The organism is Stenotrophomonas sp. STEN063, from assembly GCF_056854515.1.
In genome coordinates, this window is sequence record NZ_JBXFWF010000081.1 from 1 (window position 1) to 18,189 (window position 18,189).

Sequence of the window (18,189 nt, forward strand, 5' to 3'; positions counted from 1 at the left end):
GCCATGCTCGGCAGGGGCATTACCGGTGACGCCTCATGCCGAGCATGGCTCGGCACTACATGTGGAGCAAATACCGAGCATGGCTCGGCACTACAGTTGCAGCGGATCAGTAACTGCCGTCGAAGGCGAAGATCGGCTTGCGTTGCTGCCACAGGCCCTTGGTGAAGTCCGGGAACTCCAGGGTCTGGAAGCTGTTGGCGATCGACTGCTCGGACAGCGGGGTGATCGCACTCCAGGTCACGGCGTCATAGATGTCGATCGGCATCGGAGCCTTGGCCTTCAATGCTTCCACGAAGGCGTGGATCACAAACCAGTCCATGCCACCGTGACCAGCGCTTGCGGCGGTATCGGCATGCTGCTTCCACAGCGGGTGCTCGTACTGGTCCTGGTAGGTCTTGAACTCTTCCCACTGGTGCGGCGGGCTGCGGCCTTCGATGTGGATGCCGTGGTTGACGTCCATCCACAGGCCCTTGGTGCCCTGCACACGGAAGCCCATCGAATACGGGCGCGGCAACGAGGTGTCGTGCTGCAGCAGGATGGTTTCGCCGTTCTCGCAGGCCAGCGTGGTGGTGACGATGTCGCCGAGCTTGAACTTGACCTTGGTGCTCGGGTGGGTGGTGCCACCGCTCTTGGCAACGGTGTACTCGTGCAGCCCGCGCGCCTTGCTGGCAAAGGCATTGATATGGGTGAAACGGTTGCCGCGGTTGATGCCGGTATACATCGCGCAGGGGCCGATGCCATGGCTGGGATACAACTCGCCATTGCGCTGGACCGAATGCTCGGTACGCCAACGCGCCTCCGACCAGCCCTTGGCACCGAACTCCACGCCGCTGTCGTAGGGATGCTCCGGCGTGCCGTCGTTGAACTTCACCCCGCGCAGGTCGTGCTGGTAACCGCCCTGCAGGTGCACCAGCTCGCCGAACAGACCCTGGCGCACCATCTGCAGCGCGGCCATCACGTCACGGCGATAGCAGACGTTCTCCAGCAGCATGTACGGCGTGCCGGTGCTGAGCTGGGTATTGAGCACATCCCAATGGTCCTGCAGGGTGATGCCGGCGACCACTTCGCAGCCCACCGCGACCTTGGCCTGCATCGCCGCGATCGCCATCGGTGCATGCAGCTCCCATGGGGTGGCGATGATCACGCCATCCAGGCCGCGCTGCTCCAGCAGGCGCTTCCACGCGTTCTGATCGCGGTCGGCGCCATAGGCCTGCGGTGCCGGCTTGCCGGCCTTGGCCACCATGTCCATGGCGCGGCCGAGCATGATCGGCTCGATGTCGCACAGGGCAACCACTTCGACATCGTCGCGGCGTACCAGTTCCTTCAACAGTACCTGGCCACGCATGCCGGTGCCGATCACGCCCAGGCGCACCTTGCGGCCACGCGCCCAGGCCGGCGTCTCCGGCAGCAGGCTGGTGGCGGCCAGGGCCGCGCTGGCCATGATGAATTCCCTACGCTTCATTGTGTTTCCTCTTTCAGGGGTCGTGCCGGTCATGGCAGGCGTGCCGCGACCGTGCTGACGGTGTCACTGTCTTCCCCCTCATGCAATGCATGAGGGGGAAGCGCTGCTGCGGTGGATCAGAACTTGTAGGTCGCGGTCACGCTGTAGATGCGGCCGAAGTTGTTGGCGTAACCGGCGAAGTTCATCCAGTCGTTCGGGTCGTAGAACGGCAGGCGGTTGAACAGGTTCTTGACGGTCACACCAACGCTCAGCTTCTCGATCGGACGCCAGTTCACGCTCAGGTTGGCCGTCCACCATGCCGGTGCGCCACCGCAATGGCCCGGGGCCAGGTCGAGGTAGCTGCCGGTGCAGGTCTGGGCGTTGTTGTCCTGCGCATCGATGCGGTCATAGGCCCACTTGGTACCGCCGACATAGTTCACGTAGAAGCCGGTATCCCAGTTGCCATACGTCCAGTTGGTGTTGAACGTGGCGCGCACCTTCGGGTTGTTGTAGTAGCCAACCACGTTGCCGTAGTACCAGCCGTCACCGTTGTCGGAGTTGTACATGTTGCGATTGGCAATTGTCGCCGCCACGCCGATGTTCAGGCGGCCCCATTCACCAAGGTCGAAGCGGCTGCGAAGGTCCACGTCGAAGCCGTCGATCAGGGTGCGGCCACGGTTGCTGTACTGGCCGATCACGCTGGCCACGTTGCCGATGCTGTAGCCCGGCAAGGTGCCCGGGCAGGTCACGCCGCTGGCCGGGTCGTTGCACATGGCTGCCAGTGCAGCGAGGTTGGACCTGTCGGACTCGGTGATCGGGAAGCGGGTCATCGAATCGATGTCTTCTTCCTTGCTGTAGTCCGGTGCAACGATTTCATCGCGGCGGTATACGAACCAGTAGTCGGCCGACACCGACAGCCAATCGGTCGGCTCCAGCACGACACCCAGCGTCGCGATCTTTGCCTTCTCCGGCTTCAGGTCCTGGTTGGGCTGGGTCATGCGCGCCACGTTGCGGCTGCAATCGCTGTTCCACAGGCTGTTGCCCAGGTCCTTGTCGACGACGCGGTTGGACTGCCGCAGCAGGCCGGCGATCGCATTGGTTTCCGCACAACGGACCTCATCACGGTAGCCGCCGATCTGCGCATACACGCCACCGCTACCCGCTTCAGCCAGGCTCGGTGCGCGGAAGCCCTCCGAATAGGTACCACGCAGCATCAGCTGCGGCAGTGCCTGGTACTTCAGGCCGATCTTCGGCGCGGCATTGGCGCTGAAGCCCGGGTACTTGTCCAGGCGCAGTGCCAGGTCCATCTCGAGCTTTTCAGTCAGCGGCACCACGGCTTCGGAGAACAGCGCGTAGGTGTTGCGCTTGCCGTCGAACCACGAGCCGCCCTGCTGGGTGATCAGGCCGTTGGCGGCATCCGGGTTGCCCGGCGTGTAGAAGGTCTCGCGGGTAGCATTGAAGCCGAACGCCGCGCGCACTTCGCCGGCCGGCATGTTGAACAGCGGGCCTTCGATCTTGCCGTCCAAGGTGTGCAGGCGGGTCCACGACTCGATGTCGAAGGTCGGGAAGGCTTCGCGGATCAGCGCCGCGTTGGCTTCACTGATCTCGCCGAACTTGTAGGCCGGGTGATCGGAAATGATGACGCGGCCGGTACCCGGATCGATGGTGTACGGACCGAAGGCTTTCTCGAAGCCTTTCAGGTTGACGTTGGTGGTCTGGTAAGTGACCGAATGCGAACCGGCGGTGGCGAACGCGGTTTCCCAGTTCCAGTCGCCAGCCGCACCACGCAGACCTGCCACCACACGGTAGCTGTCGTCGGTGTTGCGCTGACCGAAGTGGCCACCGCCGACGTCCTGCAGCAGGTAACCCAAACCGACCACACCGCCATTCATCGCCTTCAACTCCGGGCTGGCGTGGTTGTATTCGTTGTTCGGGCCGAGCCACGGGGTCAGGAACTGGTTGACCGTATTGCCGGTGTTGCGCGAGAACCAGCTCTGCGGATTGCCGGTGGTGGTGCCGTAAGCACGCGGCGTACCGCCATTGGCGTGCAGGTCGATGTCGGTATAGGTGACTTCGGCGAATGCCTCGGTGCTGTCATTGAGCTGGTAATGACCATTGACGTAGGCAGTGACGCGCTTGGAATCCGCACCGCCGTTGATCTGCCGGTTCATCCAGGTCTGCCAGATGCAGCGCGTGCCACTGCTGACCTGCAGCACGTTGTTGCAGCCCGGTGCAGCCTCGTCCTTGCGCACGCCGGTGACCGGATCGATGGCGTAGTAATAGCCGGGGTTGAACACGCCCGGCGCACTGCCGGTGTCCAGCCGCAGGTTCTTGATGTAGTCCGGATTGTTGACGTAGAACTGGCCCGGGTGCTTGAGGTACCACTCGCTGTCCGGAATACCGTCGCGCTCATACAGGTTGACGCTGGCATAGACGTTGTAGCCATCCTCGGCCATGTCGCCGAAACCGCCGGTGACGCTGGCCTGCTTTTCACCGAAGGAATCAAAGCGCGAGGCGGTATCCCAGGTACCGCTGACTTCCAGGCCCTGGTAGCTGCTCTTGGTGATGACGTTGATGACGCCGGCCACCGCATCGGTGCCGTACACGGCCGAGGCGCCATCGGTCAGCACTTCCATGCGCTCGATGACGGCGGCAGGAATGGCATCGATGTTGACGAACTGGGTCTGGAAGCCAGCCGGTGCGCCGTAATACGACAGGCGGCGGCCGTTCAACAGCACCAACGTGCCCTGTGCGCCGAGGCCACGCAGATTGGCCTGCGACGCGCCGTCGGAGCCGGTGAACAGGGACTTGGAATCAACCTGGCCCGGTCGTGCCGCTGGCAGATTGTCGAGCACCTGCAACAGCGTGCGCGCGCCCATGTTTTCGATGTCCTGCTTGCTGATCACCTGCACCGGCGATGCGGTTTCCACATCAGTGCGGCGGATGTTGGAACCGGTGACCTCGATGCGGGACAACTCGGTGGTCTTGTCCTTTTCCTTCTCGGCCTTGTCCTGCGCGAAGGCAGGTGCGGCGATGGCGAACAACACGCTGGCGACAGCCAACGATAGTGGAGCTTGCAAACAGCGTTTGGCACTGCGGTTGGCTGGCAACATCGGGGTTCTCTCCTGGCAAGGGCACGCAAAAAAACAGCAGTTGGCGGGCAAAGCGATCCCATGCCACGGTTCTTGGACCGTAGCCGGGGGTAATCCGGTGGGAGGAGCGGTGTTACGGGTGGGTCATGGCGCGAGGATGTCGGCGGAATCGCCCTCCTCGCCGATCAGTACGGCATTGGCCCAGTTGGCACAGACCTGGGACGGTTGGCTACCCTGCGCACCCAAGGTGCGCAGACTCAATCTGGACAGACCGCGGATGTCGAGCTCGGGCTTGACCACACCCGGCGCTTTGACGAAGCCGCTGTCATAGAGCAGGCGGTCACCGCCCCAGACCTGGAACTGCAAGCCGCCGGCCTGACGACATTGGTCGTCGACGCCGAGGTCGGCGCGCAGCGTTTTCCACTGCCCCTTCAGGCTCATGTCAATGCGGCTTTGTGCACCGACGCCGAGACCGCGGCGGAACTGCAGGCCGTTCATGCGCATCGGCACGGCCGCAGCGAACGAACGATCGGCATGCACCTGGGTGGCCAATACGGCCGGCAGCGGCAGCTGGGAGAGGTATTGCTGCCGCGCCGGCCGCTCGGCCGTTTGCTGCTCGAGGATATGGAAGGTCGACAGTGCAATCGGGCCAACATCGCGCGGCTGCAGTGCATCCACCGCACGTGCGGCGCTGCCCTGCGCTGCGGTCACCATCGGATCGGCACCACTTGCGCCGTCGCCATCCGGGTTCTGCACGCTGAGCACGCGGAAGCGCAGCAGGCGGCCGGCATGGGCCGGGAAGTCGATGCGCTGCAGTTCCTGCTTCAGCTGCAGGTGGCCGCTGGCAATCGGCTTGCCCCACTCGCCATTGCTGTCAGCCATGTAGATTTCATAGTCACGCACCTGGCCATGCTTCCAGTGCTGGTCATTACGCGGTGCCAGCTCGATGCCGTCGATCAACTTGCGCTCGCCAAAGCCCACCACCCACTCATGGGCGCCGGTGCGGATGGCCTGGTTGCGCACGCTGCGGAACCACGTCGCCGGATCGTCGTCGAAGGCATTTTCCAGCGGATGGCCGGGTTCTTCGGCCGGGCGATTGACCACCAGCAGGCTGTCGGACGGCAGCGCGCGGCCCAGCTCCGGGGCGTTCGGGAAGGCATCGTCGGCCAGCGCGGCGGCAACAGGGAAATCCAGCTGCAGTTTCAACGGCGCACGGATGTCCTGCGTCGCGGTACGCACATGCAACGTACCCTTGCGCTCCTTGCCATCGAAGTACCAGCCTTCGCTGGCTGCCTGCAATGCAGCCGCATCGGCCAGCCTGGGCAGCGTGCGACCATCCAGTTGCACTGCAGTCGGTGCAGTGCGATTCAACACGCGCAGACCATAGCGACGCTGCGCCAGCTGACCTTGATACGCGCCCTGTACCGGCGCGATCTCCACCTGCACCGGGCCACTGCCCTGCGCCGGTGCCTGCACGCGGATCTGCTGCGTGCTCGACTCACCCTTCTGGTAACGGCGGGTACTGCCATCGTCTTCGTACAAGGTGTAACTGGATTCACCCTGCGGATACAGATCGAAGGTCACTTCATCCAGCGGCTTTTCGCCGTCGAACAGCATCTCCGGATACATCGGCAGGATCGCTCCAGCGCGCACGAATACCGGCAGCGTCGCCAGTTCGACCGGGCGGTCGAGCTGCTTGCCTGCGGCACCGGCCTGCAGATGGCGGCCATCCCAATAGTCGTACCAGCCGCCAGCCGGCAGATGGATGTCACGGCGCCAGCCACGGCTTGCGGCCTGGCTGCGATAGACCGGCGCAACCAGCAGATCACGGCCGAGCAGGAACTGGTACTTGTAGGTTTCGTCCTGCGCGTGCGGGTCCTGCGGGTTGTTCCACATCAGCCCGCGCACCGGCGGCGCGCCGCTTTGTGCGGCGTCATGCACCAGCCCGTACATATACGGGGTCAGGCGCATTTTCAGCTTGAGGTAGTCGCGGTTGATCGAACGATAGGGCTCATCGAAAGCCCAGGGGTGCTTGCGCGCGTTCGACGACCAACCGGACATGCCCATCAGCACCGGAGTGAATGTCTTCCACTGCAGGTCGCGGGTGAAGGTTTCGGCGCTGCCGCCGAAGATCGCATCAACGTCGCCGCTGGCATAGGCCATGCCCGACAGACCGGAACCCACCAGGGTCGGCACGTGCCAGCGGATGTAGTCCCAGCTGCTGCTCTGGTCGCCGGTCCATGCGACCGCATAACGCTGGATGCCGGCCCAGCCCATCACCGTCCACAGGAAGGGGCGCGAATCGGAATTGTTGAGAATGCCGTCGAAAGCCTGGCGGTTGGCATCCATCGCGAACTGATAGCCCTGCCCGGTCCAGGCCACATCCAGCTTCTGCACGCGGCTGCCGGCCTTGCCGACTTCCCAGGCAATCTTGTCGACGCCGTTCTCGGTCCACAGACCGGTCTTGAAGCCGTACTTGGCCAGGCCCTGCACGGTTTCCGGCAGCTGCTTGTAGCCGCAGCCGTAGCCGTCGTTGGGCAGAATCCAACCGCCGGGCATGTCGTTTTCGCGGTACTTGGCGGCAACGCTGTTGACCACGTCGATGGTGGTGCCGGTGGGACCATCGCTCCAGCCTTCGGGCACGCTGCCGGGCTTCTTGATGTTGTCGCCGTCGTTGTAGCAATCGGCATCGCCATAGGACAGCGCCCAGCGCGCGACCATGTTCGGCCGGCCGGTCAGCTGGGTGTAGCGTTCCAGCAGCCGCTGCAGATCATTGCCGACGAAGTAATAGGCGTCGAAGCGATCCTCGCGGTGCAGCAGCGTGGCCTGGTCCGGCTGGCGCAGGTCATAGCTGCCGTCGCTCCAGGTGTTGCGCAACATGCCCCAGCCGCGTGAGCTGAGCAGCATCGGCGCCGGGCTCGGGCGGTCGCCCTCTTCCCAGCCACCGGAATAGGAAACTTCAAGCTCGCGGCCCTTGAACTGGAAACGGCCGTTCTGCTGGCCGCCGCCGTAGAAGGCTTCATCGGCCTGCGAGGACAGCACCTGCACGCTCTGCTCGGCGCTCAGATCCAGCGGCTGCTGTTCCTGCCATAGCGATACCGGCTTGCCGCCGTCCAGACGCTCCAGGCGCAGCTGCAGGGGCTGCCGCTGCACATGCAGGACCAGCGCCGGCGTGCGCACACGGATTTCCCGTGCGTCTTCTTCCAGTTGCGCCTGCACCTGCTGCACGGGCTGCGGCAGCACGATGGGCGCGGCCTTGTCACCGGCGCCGGTCAGTTTGCCGTTGCGGCCGGCCTGCACATGCACGATGTCGTTGGCCAGCACCTCGATGCGCAGGGTGCTGCCGTTGTCACTGCGTACGTCCCAAGCACGCACGCCGTCGCGGCCATCGCTGGCGGTGACGGAGCGCAGATTGCCGATGGGCTCGGCCTGTGCGGTCACTGCCGGCAACAACAAGGCCGAAAGCAGCGCCAGCAGCAGCGGCGATTGACGAACGCAGTGTTCCACCTTGCCTCCAACCCGTTCAACGGGCGTTTCGAAACCGAGTGCGCCGACTCTAGGGCAGAAAATCGAAAGATGTCAACAAAATGAAAGCAAAAGATAAGTAAGATTTCTTGCAATCGAAAGATGGTGCACAGCACCAACTTTCACATCGCGCAGCTGAGCGTATTCATCGCTGCGAAAGGGTTTCCCGGGAAACCTTTCGCTTCGGACGATTCTCAACGGAACAAAGTCAAATCAAATAATTACTTTCGTTTTGCTTTCGGTATTTGACATTTCGAAAGAAAAGAAAGATGGTGCGCTGGCCAATCAGGAATCACACATGGATGCCACCCTGCTTCACGATCTGACCGCCTGGCAGCGCCTGGGCGGAGCCGATACCGCTACCGAAATCGCCCAGCAGCCCGCGCTGTGGGAAACCCTTGCCCTGGACCTGCAACAGGCCAGCACGCGCCTGCAGGATTTCCTTGGGCAGCGCCTGTCCGATCCGCGCCAGCGGGTGATCTTCACCGGTGCCGGCAGCTCGGGTTTCATTGCCGAGATGGTGGCCGACACCATCAACGCGCAGTGGCCGGCCGAAGTGCGCGCCGTGCACACCACCAGCCTGCTCACCCACCCGGCGCTGTACCTGCAGCGCGACCGCCCGACCCTGCTGGTGTCGTTCGGCCGCAGCGGCTCCAGCCCGGAAAGCGTGGCCGCCGTCGACCGCGTCCGCGCCGACGTCGACGATGCCCGCTTCCTCGACATCACCTGCAATGCCGAAGGCGAGCTGGCCCGTCGTGGCGCCGGTCGTGACGACACCTGCACGCTGCTGATGCCGGCCGCCAGCTGCGACCGCGCCTTCGCCATGACCAGCAGCCTGAGCTGCATGCTGCTGAGCGCATTGACCGTGTTCGACAGCGCGCCGTGGGCCGAGCGCGTGCAGCGCCTGCAGCAGGTTGCCGCACTCGCGCGCCAGGGCTTGGGCAACTGGGATGCAGCAGTCGCCGCACTGGCTGCGCAGCCCTACAACCGCGTTATCTACCTTGCCAGTGGTCCACTGGAAGCGCTGGCCCGAGAGGCCGCGCTGAAGGTATTGGAACTCACTGCCGGCCGCGTGCTGGCACTGGCCAACACGCCGCTGGGTTTCCGCCATGGGCCCAAGTCCACGCTCAATGATGAAACCCTGGTCGTCGTGCTGCGCAGCGCAGAGCCGCTGTCGCGTCGCTACGAACAGGATCTGCTGGAAGAACTGCGCGCTGACGGCGTCGCCGGCAAGGTATTGTCGATCGGCCCGCATTCGGACCTTGGCATCCACGACGACTACACCTTGTCCGTGCCAGCCCTGCCTGACAGCTGGCTGGCGCCGGTATGGCTGCCGTTCGCCCAGTTGTACGCACTGCAGCGCTCGGCCGCACTCGGCCTGACGCCCGACAATCCGTTCCCGGACGGCACCGTCAACCGCGTGGTCAAGGGCGTCACCATCCACCATGGCTGATACCCGCGCCCCGGCCTGTTACGGCATCGACATTGGCGGTACCAAGATTGAACTGGTGGCCTGCGATGCCGCCCTGCAGGTCGCGTGGCGCAAACGCATCGCCACCCCACAAGGCGACTACAACGGCTTCCTGCAGGCAGTGGAAACGCTGGTTGCAGATGCCGATGCAGAACTCGGCCAACGCGCGCAGGCCATCGGCATCGCCTTGCCCGGCGTGCGCGAGCGTCGCAGTGGCCGCCAGCTCAGTGCCAACGTACCGGCGCTGACCGGCCAATGCGTCAGCATCGATCTGCAGGCACGCCTGCAACGGCCACTGCATTTCGGCAACGACCTGCAGTGTTTTGCCTTGTCCGAAGCACACGGCGGCGCTGCTGACGGTTACGCCAGCATGTTCGGCGCCATCCTCGGCACCGGTGCCGGCGGCGGTTACTGCCTGCACGGCAAGCTGGTCGGCGGCTTCAACGGTCTGGCCGGCGAATGGGGCCACTGGAGCGTGCCAGCCAATCTGCTGCAACGGCATGGCTTGCCGCTGCTGGATTGTGGCTGCGGCCTGCGCGGCTGCGTGGAGCGCTATGTCTCCGGCAGCGGCGTGGCCATGATTGAACGCCATCTTGGCGGCAATGCGGCCAACGCCAGCGAAGTCATCGCCCAGGCCGAAGCTGGCGATATCCGCGCCATGCAGGCGCTGGACATCCACCGCGACCTGCTCGGCCACAGTTTCGCCGCGCTGATCCTTGCGCTGGACCCGCACGTCATCGTGCTCGGCGGCGGTCTGTCGCAGTACGCGCCGCTCTACCAGCAGCTGCCCGCGGCCATCGCCGCACACCTGTTCAACGGCGTGGAAGTGCCGCCCATCGTGCCACCGCGCTTCGGCGATGCCGGCGGTGCCCGTGGCGCCGCCCTGCTCGCCTGCCAACCCGCTTACCTGATTCCCGGAGCTTGACCATGTCACCGCTGCAATCCCTGCTTGCCTCTCATCGCCAAGGCCACAACGTCGGCCTGTACAGCGTCTGCTGCAGCAACGAACAGGTGTTGCGCGCGGCCATGCACGTGGCCGCGCAGCACGGCACCGTGCTGTTGATCGAAGCCACCTCCAACCAGGTCGACCAGTTCGGCGGTTACACCGGCATGACCCCGCCGCAGTACCGCGCCTACGTGGAAGCGCTCGCCGATGAAGAAGGATTCCCGCGCGCGCAACTGATTCTGGGCGGCGATCACCTCGGTCCCAACGCCTGGCAGAAGCAGCCGGCCGCCGAGGCGATGGCCAATGCGCGCGTACTGATCGAAGCCTATGTCGCCGCCGGTTTCCACAAGATCCATCTCGACTGCAGCATGTCCTGCGCCGACGATCCGACCCCGTTACCCGATGCTACCGTCGCCGCGCGTTCGGCCGAGCTGGCAGCGATTGCCGAAGCCACCGCCAAGGCCAATGACCTGCCGCCGCCGGTCTATGTGATCGGTACCGAAGTGCCGATCCCCGGTGGCGAAGCCTCGCTGGCAGGCGGCCTGGCCGTGACCACGCCGGCCGCTGCCGCGCAGACCTTGGCCATCCATCAGTGTGCCTTCGACACACCGGAACTGCACGATGCCTGGCAGCGCGTGATTGCCATGGTGGTGCAGCCGGGCGTGGACTTCGACCACAGCAGCGTGCACGAATACGACGCCGCCGCTGCCAGCGAGCTGGCCGATTTCCTCGAACAGCAGCCGCGCATCGTGTTCGAAGCGCACTCCACTGACTACCAGCGCGAGTCCGGCCTGCATGCATTGGTGCGCGACCACTTCGCCATCCTCAAGGTCGGCCCGGCGGCAACATTTGCCTACCGCGAAGCGCTGTTCGCGCTCGCCGCGATCGAAGCCGAACTGCTGCCCGCCGCGCAGTGCTCCAGGCTGCCGCAGGTGCTGGAGCAGGTGATGCTGGCCAAGCCGAAGAACTGGCAGGCGCATTACCACGGCGATGAAGCCACGCTGCGCCTGTTGCGCTCCTACGCCTTCAGTGACCGTTGCCGCTACTACTGGGGCGAGCCGGAGCTGCTGCAGGCCGTGCAGACCTTGTTCGCCAACCTGGAACAGCACACCCCGCCGCTGGTGCTGCTCAGCCAATACCTGCCGAGCCAGTATGTAGCGGTGCGCGAAGGCCAACTGGCCGCCACGCCGGCCGCCCTGGTGCAGCACCGCGTCGGCCAGTGTCTGGGCGAATATGCGCGCGCCTGCAGCGCCAATCAGGCAGGTACGCGCAAGCAAAGCGAAAGTTTGCGCACCCAAAACCTTGCGAACGGTTAATCTCCGCTTTCAAACGCACACGAGAGCTGACCATGCGCAATACCCGTCCCCGCCGACAGCAGATCCTGCAACGCCTGATCGACCAGGGCTCGGTGCAGGTTGCCGAACTGGTTGACCAGTTCGGCGTGTCGGCGGTGACCATCCGTACCGACCTGGGCCACTTCGAGGCCCAGGGCCTGGCCACGCGCACCCACGGTGGCGCGACGCTGGTGCGCATGCCGCCGCAGGAACAGGACATCCACGAGAAAGATGCGCTGAACCTGTCGCTGAAGGAATCCATCGGCATGCGCGCCGCGCAGCTGGTGCAACCCGGTGACAACATCATCATCGACTCCGGCTCCACCACCATGACCCTGGCCCGGCATCTGCGCGACCACCGCGATGTCACGGTGATGACCAATGGTTTGAACATCGCCTGGGAGCTGGCCAATGCACCGGCCGTCAATGTGCTGCTGACTGGCGGCCTGCTGCGCAAGCAGTCGCTGTCGCTGCAGGGCAGCCAGGCCGAAGCCAGCCTCACCTCCTACAGCTTCGACACCTTGTTCCTGGGCGTGGACGGTCTGGACCTGCAGTTCGGCCTGACCACCCATGACGAAGCCGAAGCCCGCCTCAATCACCGCATGGTCGAGCGCGCACGGCGCATCGTGGTGCTCACCGATGCTTCGAAATTCGGCCGCGTCAGCCTGCACCGCATCGCCCGCCTCGACCAGATCCACGCCATCATCACCGATACCGGCATCGACGATGCCACCCGCGAGGGACTGCAGCGCCAGGGCATCGAAGTGATCACCGCCGAGCCACCGCTATGACCGCTACCCGCAGCCTGTACGGCCGCATCCTCACTCCCCTGGGCTGGCGCCGCGGCCACGTCCACTTCGACCAGCAGCTGCGCACGCTGGACGTGGAAGACCACGCGGGTGATGGCGGCGATCTGCCGATCATCCTGCCCGGCTTCATCGACCTGCATGTGCATGGCGCGGCGGGCGTGGATTTGATGCAGGGCGGCGATGTCGCCCGCCGCATCGCCCACACCCATGCCCGCTACGGCACCACCACCCTGCTCGGCACCACCATGACCGCCGAGTACGGCGAGATCGAGAACGCCCTGCGCGGTGTCGCCCAGGTGATGGCGACGCCCGATCCGGATGCCGCGCAGATCATCGGCGTGCATCTGGAAGGTCCCTTCATCAGCCCACAGCGGCTGGGCGCACAGCCGCCACGGACGCTGGAGGCAACGCTGGAGTCGGTGCAGCACCTGCATGCCCTGGCCCCGATCAAGGTGCTGACGATCGCGCCGGAGATCGGCCAGCACACCGCATTGATTCCGGCCTTGGCAGCGATGGGCATTCGCGTGCAGATCGGCCATAGCGCTGGCAGCTACGACGATGCGGTCGCCGCATTGCAGGCTGGCGCGGTCGGCTTTACCCATCTGTTCAACGGCATGACCGGCGTTGACCACTACAAGCCCGGTATCGCTGCTGCCGCATTGGCGCATGCGGAATACGCCGAACTGATTCCCGACCTGCAGCATGTGCACCGCGGTGCCATCCGCATGGCGGTACGCGCGATCCCGCGCCTGTATGCCGTCACCGATGCCACCGCCGCCACCGGCATGCCCGATGGTGAATACGCACTGGGCGAACAACGCGTGCACAAGTGCATGGGCTGCGTGCGGCTATCGACCGGCTCATTGGCCGGCAGCGCACTGACCATGGACCAGGCGCTGCGCAATCTGGTCGATGTCGGCCTCGAACTGGCCGACGCCTCACAACGTGTTTCCACCATCCAGGCCGATTACCTGGGCCTGGAAGACCGCGGCCGCATCGCGCCGGGCCTGCGCGCGGACATGGTGGTACTGGACCCGCAATTGAAATTGCAACAGGTATGGATAGCCGGCAACCCGGTCGACCCAAGCTGATCCGCCCCATGTAGTGCCGAGCCATGCTCGGCAAACCGCGCGGATGCGCGGCGCGATCCGGCAGCGCATACACCGGAACGAAGTGCAGCCGAGCATGGCTCGGCACTACAAAATCTTGCCCCAGGAACGCGCCGATGACCGACACCACTTTTGCCGTGCCCGCCAGCGACGCCGCCCCGCGTTGGCCCGTGCGCTATCTCCTTTTCATCGCCGGTCTTGGCGGCCTGCTGTACGGCATCGACATCGGCATCATTGCCGGCGCCCTGCCCTATCTGGAAGCCACCGCCAGCCATGCGTGGCAGCTGAGCAGCCAGCAGATGGGCTTCGTGGTTGCCGCGGTGCTGCTGGGCAGCGTGTTGTCATCACTGTTCGCCGGCATGATCGCCGACCTCATCGGCCGCCGTGGCGCGATGATGCTGGCCGGCGTGCTGTTCACTGCCAGCATCCCGATCATGGCACTGGCCTCCGGCTATACACCGCTGCTGCTTGGACGCCTGTTGCAAGGCATCAGCGGCGGCCTGATCGGCGTGGTGGTGCCTTTGTATCTGGCCGAAGTGCTGGGACCGGAACGCCGCGGTCGCGGCGCAGCAATGTTCCAGCTGCTACTGACAGTAGGCCTGGTGCTAGCCGCCTTGATTGGCCTGTATCAGGCGCATTCGGTGGATGCCGCGACCGAGTCGGTGCGCAACCTGCCGCTGGTGCAGCAGGCACAGCATCTGTTCGCGGTGAAGGACCAGGCCTGGCGCACGATTTTCTGGACCTGCCTGCTGCCGGGCGTGGTGTTCTGCATCGGCCTGTTCTGGCTAAATGAATCACCGCGTTGGCTGGCACGTCGCGGTCGCATCGATGCCGCACGTCGCGGCCTGCAGGCCACGCTGCCGCCGTCACAGGTGGAAGCCACGCTGGCGCAGATCCAGAATCCAGTCATCGCGAAAGCCGAAGGCGAGCGCGACCGGCTTTTCAGCCGCCGCTACATGGTGCCGTTCGTGCTGGCCTGCCTGGTGCTGGCCTTCACCCAGGCCACCGGCATCAACTCGATCCTCGCTTACGCGGTCAACATCCTCAATCAGGCTGGTCTGCCCGGTGCCGCTGCGAACGGCGCGGATGTAGCGATCAAACTGCTCAACGTGATCATGACGCTGGTCGCCTTGCTCCTGGTGGATCGCAAGGGCCGCAAGTTCCTGTTGATGATCGGCAGTGGCGGCATCTGTCTTGCCCTGCTGGCGGCAGCGATGCTTTTCTTCAAGGCCGAGCAGGGCCGCGCCGATGTGCAGCAGGTATTGCAGCGCGCGGTGCAGGCAGATGGCCTGCAGCTGCAGCTGGATGCGGCGCAATGGCATCAGCTGGCCGGTACCCGCAATCGCGACGGGCAACCGTCGCAGCTGACGGTGTCGTGGAGCTATGGCGGCTTCAGCGATGTGCGCTCACTGCGCAGTGACAACCCCAGCGATCAGCAGCTGTTGATCGAGCGCTCCAGCACCGTGCATGCCGACAGCGTGATTGGCCGTTTCTTCCGCAGCCTGCACCTGAATCCGTTCCCGGACCCGAGCGCCGCTGCCAATGCGCCGTTGCGCATCGAACAGGCATGGATCGGCGCGGTGCCGCCGGCTTCGCATGGTTGGGCGGTGGCGGCCTGCATCCTGGTATTCGTTGCGTTCTTCGCGGTCGGCCCCGGCGTGTGCGTGTGGCTGGCCTTGTCGGAGTTGATGCCAAACCGCATCCGCTCGAACGGCATGAGCATCGCGCTGCTGATCAACCAGTTCGTGTCGACCACGATCGCGGCGGTGTTCCTGCCGACAGTGGGCCACTACGGCTACGCCAGCATGTTCCTGTTCTGGGCGGCGTGTACGTTTGCCTTCTTCCTGATCGCCGCGTTCTGGCTGCCGGAAACCAAGGGCAAGACGCTGGAGCAGATCGAGGCGCATTTCCGCTGAGTGGCGGTTGAGCTACACGCCAAAGCAGGAATCAAAAGCCCCCTCATCCGCCCTCCGGGCACCTTCTCCCGCAGGCGGGAGAAGGGAAAGCAGACATCACTGGGAACTGACGCATTGCTCGCGCTCAGGCATGGCTATGCGCGGCCAACCACCAGAACCGACGAAGCCCAGCCTTCCCTTCTCCCGCTTGGGGGGTTAAGAACAGGCGTTCACGAGCCAAAGCCTAGTGACTGTTCGTACGCCCTGCGTGCTACTCAGGGCCGGGGCGCGGAGCTATGTGCCCGTAGGGCGGATGAGGGGGCTTCTACGCTTCTACGCTTCTACGCTTCTACGCTTCTACGCTTCTACGCTTCTACGCTTCTGAGCCTCAAAGCCTCAAAGCCTCAAAGCCTTAAAGCCTTAAAGCCTTAAAGCCTTAAAGCCTTAAAGCCTTAAAGCCTTAAAGCCTTAAAGCTTGAGAACCTAAAAGCTTGAGAACCCCAAAGCATCCCCAGCTTTCAACCTCCACCCAGCCCCACAAACGCAAACGGCCACCCGAAGGTGGCCGTTGCTGCAAACAGGCTTGGCCTGTTGGCGGGATTACTCGGCGGAAGCCTTGGCAGCCAGGCGAGCAGCCTTGGCCTGCTGGGCAGCAGCCAGATCTTCCTTGATGCGGGCAGCCTTGCCTTCCAGGCCACGCAGGTAGTACAGCTTACCGGCGCGAACCTTACCGCGACGCTTCACTTCGACCGAGTCGATGATGGCGCTGTGGGTCTGGAAGACGCGCTCGACGCCGTAGCCGTGCGAGATCTTGCGCACGGTGAAAGCGGAGTTCAGGCCAGCATTCTTGGTGCCGATGACGACGCCTTCGTATGCCTGCACGCGCTCACGGTTGCCTTCCTTGACCTTCACGTTCACCACGACGGTGTCGCCCTGGCTGAACTTCGGCAGTTCGCGGGTGATCTGGGCGGATTCGAATTCCGCGACGATGGACTTGTTCAGCTTGCTCATTGGGTTACACCGATTGTTCGGGGTGGGCGTGTCGGTATCGACAGCTTAGGCTCATACAGTCGCCGGATTGCGCTGCACGTTATTGTTCTGGCTCCTCGTCAAGCCATTCAGCCGACGGGAACTCGTAATTCTAACTTACTGTTCGCCCTCGGCGCCAGTAGCTTGTTTGAACGAATCTGCAAGCGCCTGCCGGGCTTCGGCCAGCAGCTTGCGGTCGGCCTTGTTCAGGCCGGCCTCGTCCAGCAGGTCCGGGCGACGCAACGCGGTGCGCAGCAAGGATTGCTGACGACGCCAGGCGGCAATGGCGGCGTGGTTGCCGGAACGCAGCACGTCCGGCACATCCCCCAGCGCGTGGCTGGCCGGATGGCTGTAGTGCGGGCAGTCCAGCAGGCCATCGCCTTCAAAACTGTCCTGAACCGCCGATTCGGCGTCGTTCAGAGCACCGTCCTGCAGGCGGGTGACCGCGTCGATGATCACCGCCGCACCCAGCTCACCGCCGGACAGCACGTAATCGCCGATGGAGATCTCCTCGTCCACCTCGCCCGCCAGGAAACGCTCGTCCACGCCCTCGTAGCGACCACAGAGCAGGATCATCCGCGGCAAGGCCGCCAGCTCGCGCACCTTGGCCTGGTCCAGCGGCCGGCCCTGCGGGCTCAGGTAGATCAGCGGTGCCGGGGTGGGATCGGCCGCACGCGCTGCCGCCAGGGCGGCACGCAGGGGCTCGATCAGCATCACCATGCCCGGGCCGCCACCGAAGGGACGGTCGTCCACCCGGCGGTAATTGCCCTCGGCATAGTCGCGCGGGTTCCAGCCATGCAGTTCCAGCAGCCCCCGCTCCTGCGCACGCCCGACCACGCCCAGCGCGGCCGATTGGGCAAGGAATTCAGGGAACAGGCTGATGACGTCTACACGCACAGGCTTTAGAACTCCGGGTCCCAGTCGACCACGATCAGGTTGGCGTCGAAATCCACGGATTTGACGAAATCGCCCATCACGAACGGAATCATCCGCTCACGGTCGCCACGGGTAACCAGCACGTCGTTGGAGCCGGTACTGAACAGATGCGAGGCAATACCCAGCTTGACGCCTTCGACGGTCTGCACGTCCAGGCCTTCCAGGTCGACCCAGTAATACTCGTCCGCGCTCGGCGGCGGCAAGGCGCTGCGGGCAACGTAGATCTCGGTCCCGCGCATGGCTTCGGCCACGTCGCGGTCGGTCACGCCCGGGAAGGTCGCCACCAGGGTCTTGCCCGAATCACGACCACGCACGCCAGTCAGTTCGGATTCCTGCCCCGCTGGGGTACGCAGGATCCAGGGCTGGTATTTGAAAATGGCCGAACGTGGCTCGGTCCAGGACTCAAGCTTCAGTTCGCCGCGCACACCAAAAACGCCGGCAATCCTGCCCAGCAGGATCCGGCGCTCGATATCTTTCTTCATATAGCAGTCGGGGGGGGGGGGGGGGGGGCGGCGCCCCCGGCCGGGCCCCCCCCCCGCCGGCGGGGGGCGGGGCGGGTGCCTGGTCGGCACGGGGAGCGGGAGCGGGGGGGGCGGGGGGGG

Annotated in this window: 12 protein-coding genes; 6 read left to right on the forward strand and 6 right to left on the reverse strand. The window is 64.6% G+C overall.

Features of this window, described 5'->3' with window-relative positions:
- Positions 1-106: 106 nt before the first annotated feature.
- The 3 genes from AC1VWL_RS17295 to AC1VWL_RS17305 all read right to left on the reverse strand — a co-directional run bounded on the left by AC1VWL_RS17295 (position 107) and on the right by AC1VWL_RS17305 (position 8,040).
- Positions 107-1,462, reverse strand: coding sequence for a Gfo/Idh/MocA family protein (locus AC1VWL_RS17295; protein ID WP_282270839.1), 1,356 nt, complete (start codon positions 1,460-1,462; stop codon positions 107-109).
- A gap of 116 nt (positions 1,463-1,578) precedes the next feature.
- Positions 1,579-4,554 (reverse strand): TonB-dependent receptor plug domain-containing protein, encoded by a 2,976-nt coding sequence (locus tag AC1VWL_RS17300; protein WP_296252254.1) that lies wholly within the window; start codon positions 4,552-4,554, stop codon positions 1,579-1,581.
- 123 nt (positions 4,555-4,677) lie between these two features.
- On the reverse strand, positions 4,678-8,040 hold the full coding sequence (locus tag AC1VWL_RS17305) for a TIM-barrel domain-containing protein (protein WP_482987497.1): 3,363 nt from the start codon (positions 8,038-8,040) through the stop codon (positions 4,678-4,680).
- A gap of 316 nt (positions 8,041-8,356) precedes the next feature.
- On the opposite strand from AC1VWL_RS17305, the gene AC1VWL_RS17310 reads away from it, so the two are divergent.
- The 6 genes from AC1VWL_RS17310 to AC1VWL_RS17335 all read left to right on the forward strand — a co-directional run bounded on the left by AC1VWL_RS17310 (position 8,357) and on the right by AC1VWL_RS17335 (position 15,643).
- Positions 8,357-9,511 carry an SIS domain-containing protein gene (locus AC1VWL_RS17310; protein ID WP_482987498.1) on the forward strand — a complete coding sequence of 385 codons (1,155 nt, stop codon included), beginning with the start codon at positions 8,357-8,359 and terminating at the stop codon, positions 9,509-9,511.
- Positions 9,504-10,454, forward strand: a complete 951-nt coding sequence (locus AC1VWL_RS17315; protein ID WP_482987499.1) for an ROK family protein — start codon at positions 9,504-9,506, stop codon at positions 10,452-10,454. Before AC1VWL_RS17310 ends, AC1VWL_RS17315 begins: the two co-directional genes overlap by 8 nt.
- 2 nt (positions 10,455-10,456) lie before the next feature.
- Positions 10,457-11,791 (forward strand): D-tagatose-bisphosphate aldolase, class II, non-catalytic subunit, encoded by a 1,335-nt coding sequence (locus tag AC1VWL_RS17320; protein WP_482987500.1) that lies wholly within the window; start codon positions 10,457-10,459, stop codon positions 11,789-11,791.
- A gap of 26 nt (positions 11,792-11,817) precedes the next feature.
- Positions 11,818-12,600, forward strand: a complete 783-nt coding sequence (locus AC1VWL_RS17325; protein WP_282270845.1) for a DeoR family transcriptional regulator — start codon at positions 11,818-11,820, stop codon at positions 12,598-12,600.
- Entirely contained in the window at positions 12,597-13,709 is a 1,113-nt protein-coding gene (gene nagA, locus AC1VWL_RS17330) for an N-acetylglucosamine-6-phosphate deacetylase (protein ID WP_482987501.1), read from the forward strand. The genes AC1VWL_RS17325 and nagA overlap by 4 nt, the downstream gene beginning before the upstream one ends.
- 134 nt (positions 13,710-13,843) lie before the next feature.
- Complete coding sequence (locus AC1VWL_RS17335) at positions 13,844-15,643, forward strand: MFS transporter (RefSeq protein ID WP_482987502.1); 1,800 nt, start codon at positions 13,844-13,846, stop codon at positions 15,641-15,643.
- Positions 15,644-16,222: 579 nt separating this feature from the next.
- Here AC1VWL_RS17335 and rplS read toward each other — a convergent pair.
- From rplS to rimM, 3 genes are all read right to left on the reverse strand, one after another.
- Positions 16,223-16,633 carry a 50S ribosomal protein L19 gene (rplS, locus tag AC1VWL_RS17340; RefSeq protein WP_057626601.1) on the reverse strand — a complete coding sequence of 137 codons (411 nt, stop codon included), beginning with the start codon at positions 16,631-16,633 and terminating at the stop codon, positions 16,223-16,225.
- A 135-nt stretch (positions 16,634-16,768) separates the two neighbouring features.
- The gene (gene trmD / locus AC1VWL_RS17345) at positions 16,769-17,548 is read right to left on the reverse strand and encodes a tRNA (guanosine(37)-N1)-methyltransferase TrmD (protein WP_482987503.1); all 780 of its coding nucleotides are present in this window, start codon (positions 17,546-17,548) and stop codon (positions 16,769-16,771) included.
- A gap of 5 nt (positions 17,549-17,553) precedes the next feature.
- Positions 17,554-18,069 carry a ribosome maturation factor RimM gene (gene rimM / locus AC1VWL_RS17350; protein ID WP_482987504.1) on the reverse strand — a complete coding sequence of 172 codons (516 nt, stop codon included), beginning with the start codon at positions 18,067-18,069 and terminating at the stop codon, positions 17,554-17,556.
- Positions 18,070-18,189: the final 120 nt, after the last annotated feature.

Bases quoted from the DNA above. Each gene is read 5' to 3' on its own strand.
- AC1VWL_RS17295 (WP_282270839.1), bottom strand. From the start codon at position 1,462: ATGAAGCGTAGGGAATTCATCATGGCCAGCGCGGCCCTGGCCGCCACC.
- AC1VWL_RS17300 (WP_296252254.1), bottom strand. From the start codon at position 4,554: ATGTTGCCAGCCAACCGCAGTGCCAAACGCTGTTTGCAAGCTCCACTA.
- AC1VWL_RS17310 (WP_482987498.1), top strand. From the start codon at position 8,357: ATGGATGCCACCCTGCTTCACGATCTGACCGCCTGGCAGCGCCTGGGC.
- AC1VWL_RS17315 (WP_482987499.1), top strand. From the start codon at position 9,504: ATGGCTGATACCCGCGCCCCGGCCTGTTACGGCATCGACATTGGCGGT.
- AC1VWL_RS17320 (WP_482987500.1), top strand. From the start codon at position 10,457: ATGTCACCGCTGCAATCCCTGCTTGCCTCTCATCGCCAAGGCCACAAC.
- nagA (WP_482987501.1), top strand. From the start codon at position 12,597: ATGACCGCTACCCGCAGCCTGTACGGCCGCATCCTCACTCCCCTGGGC.
- AC1VWL_RS17335 (WP_482987502.1), top strand. From the start codon at position 13,844: ATGACCGACACCACTTTTGCCGTGCCCGCCAGCGACGCCGCCCCGCGT.
- rplS (WP_057626601.1), bottom strand. From the start codon at position 16,633: ATGAGCAAGCTGAACAAGTCCATCGTCGCGGAATTCGAATCCGCCCAG.
- rimM (WP_482987504.1), bottom strand. From the start codon at position 18,069: ATGAAGAAAGATATCGAGCGCCGGATCCTGCTGGGCAGGATTGCCGGC.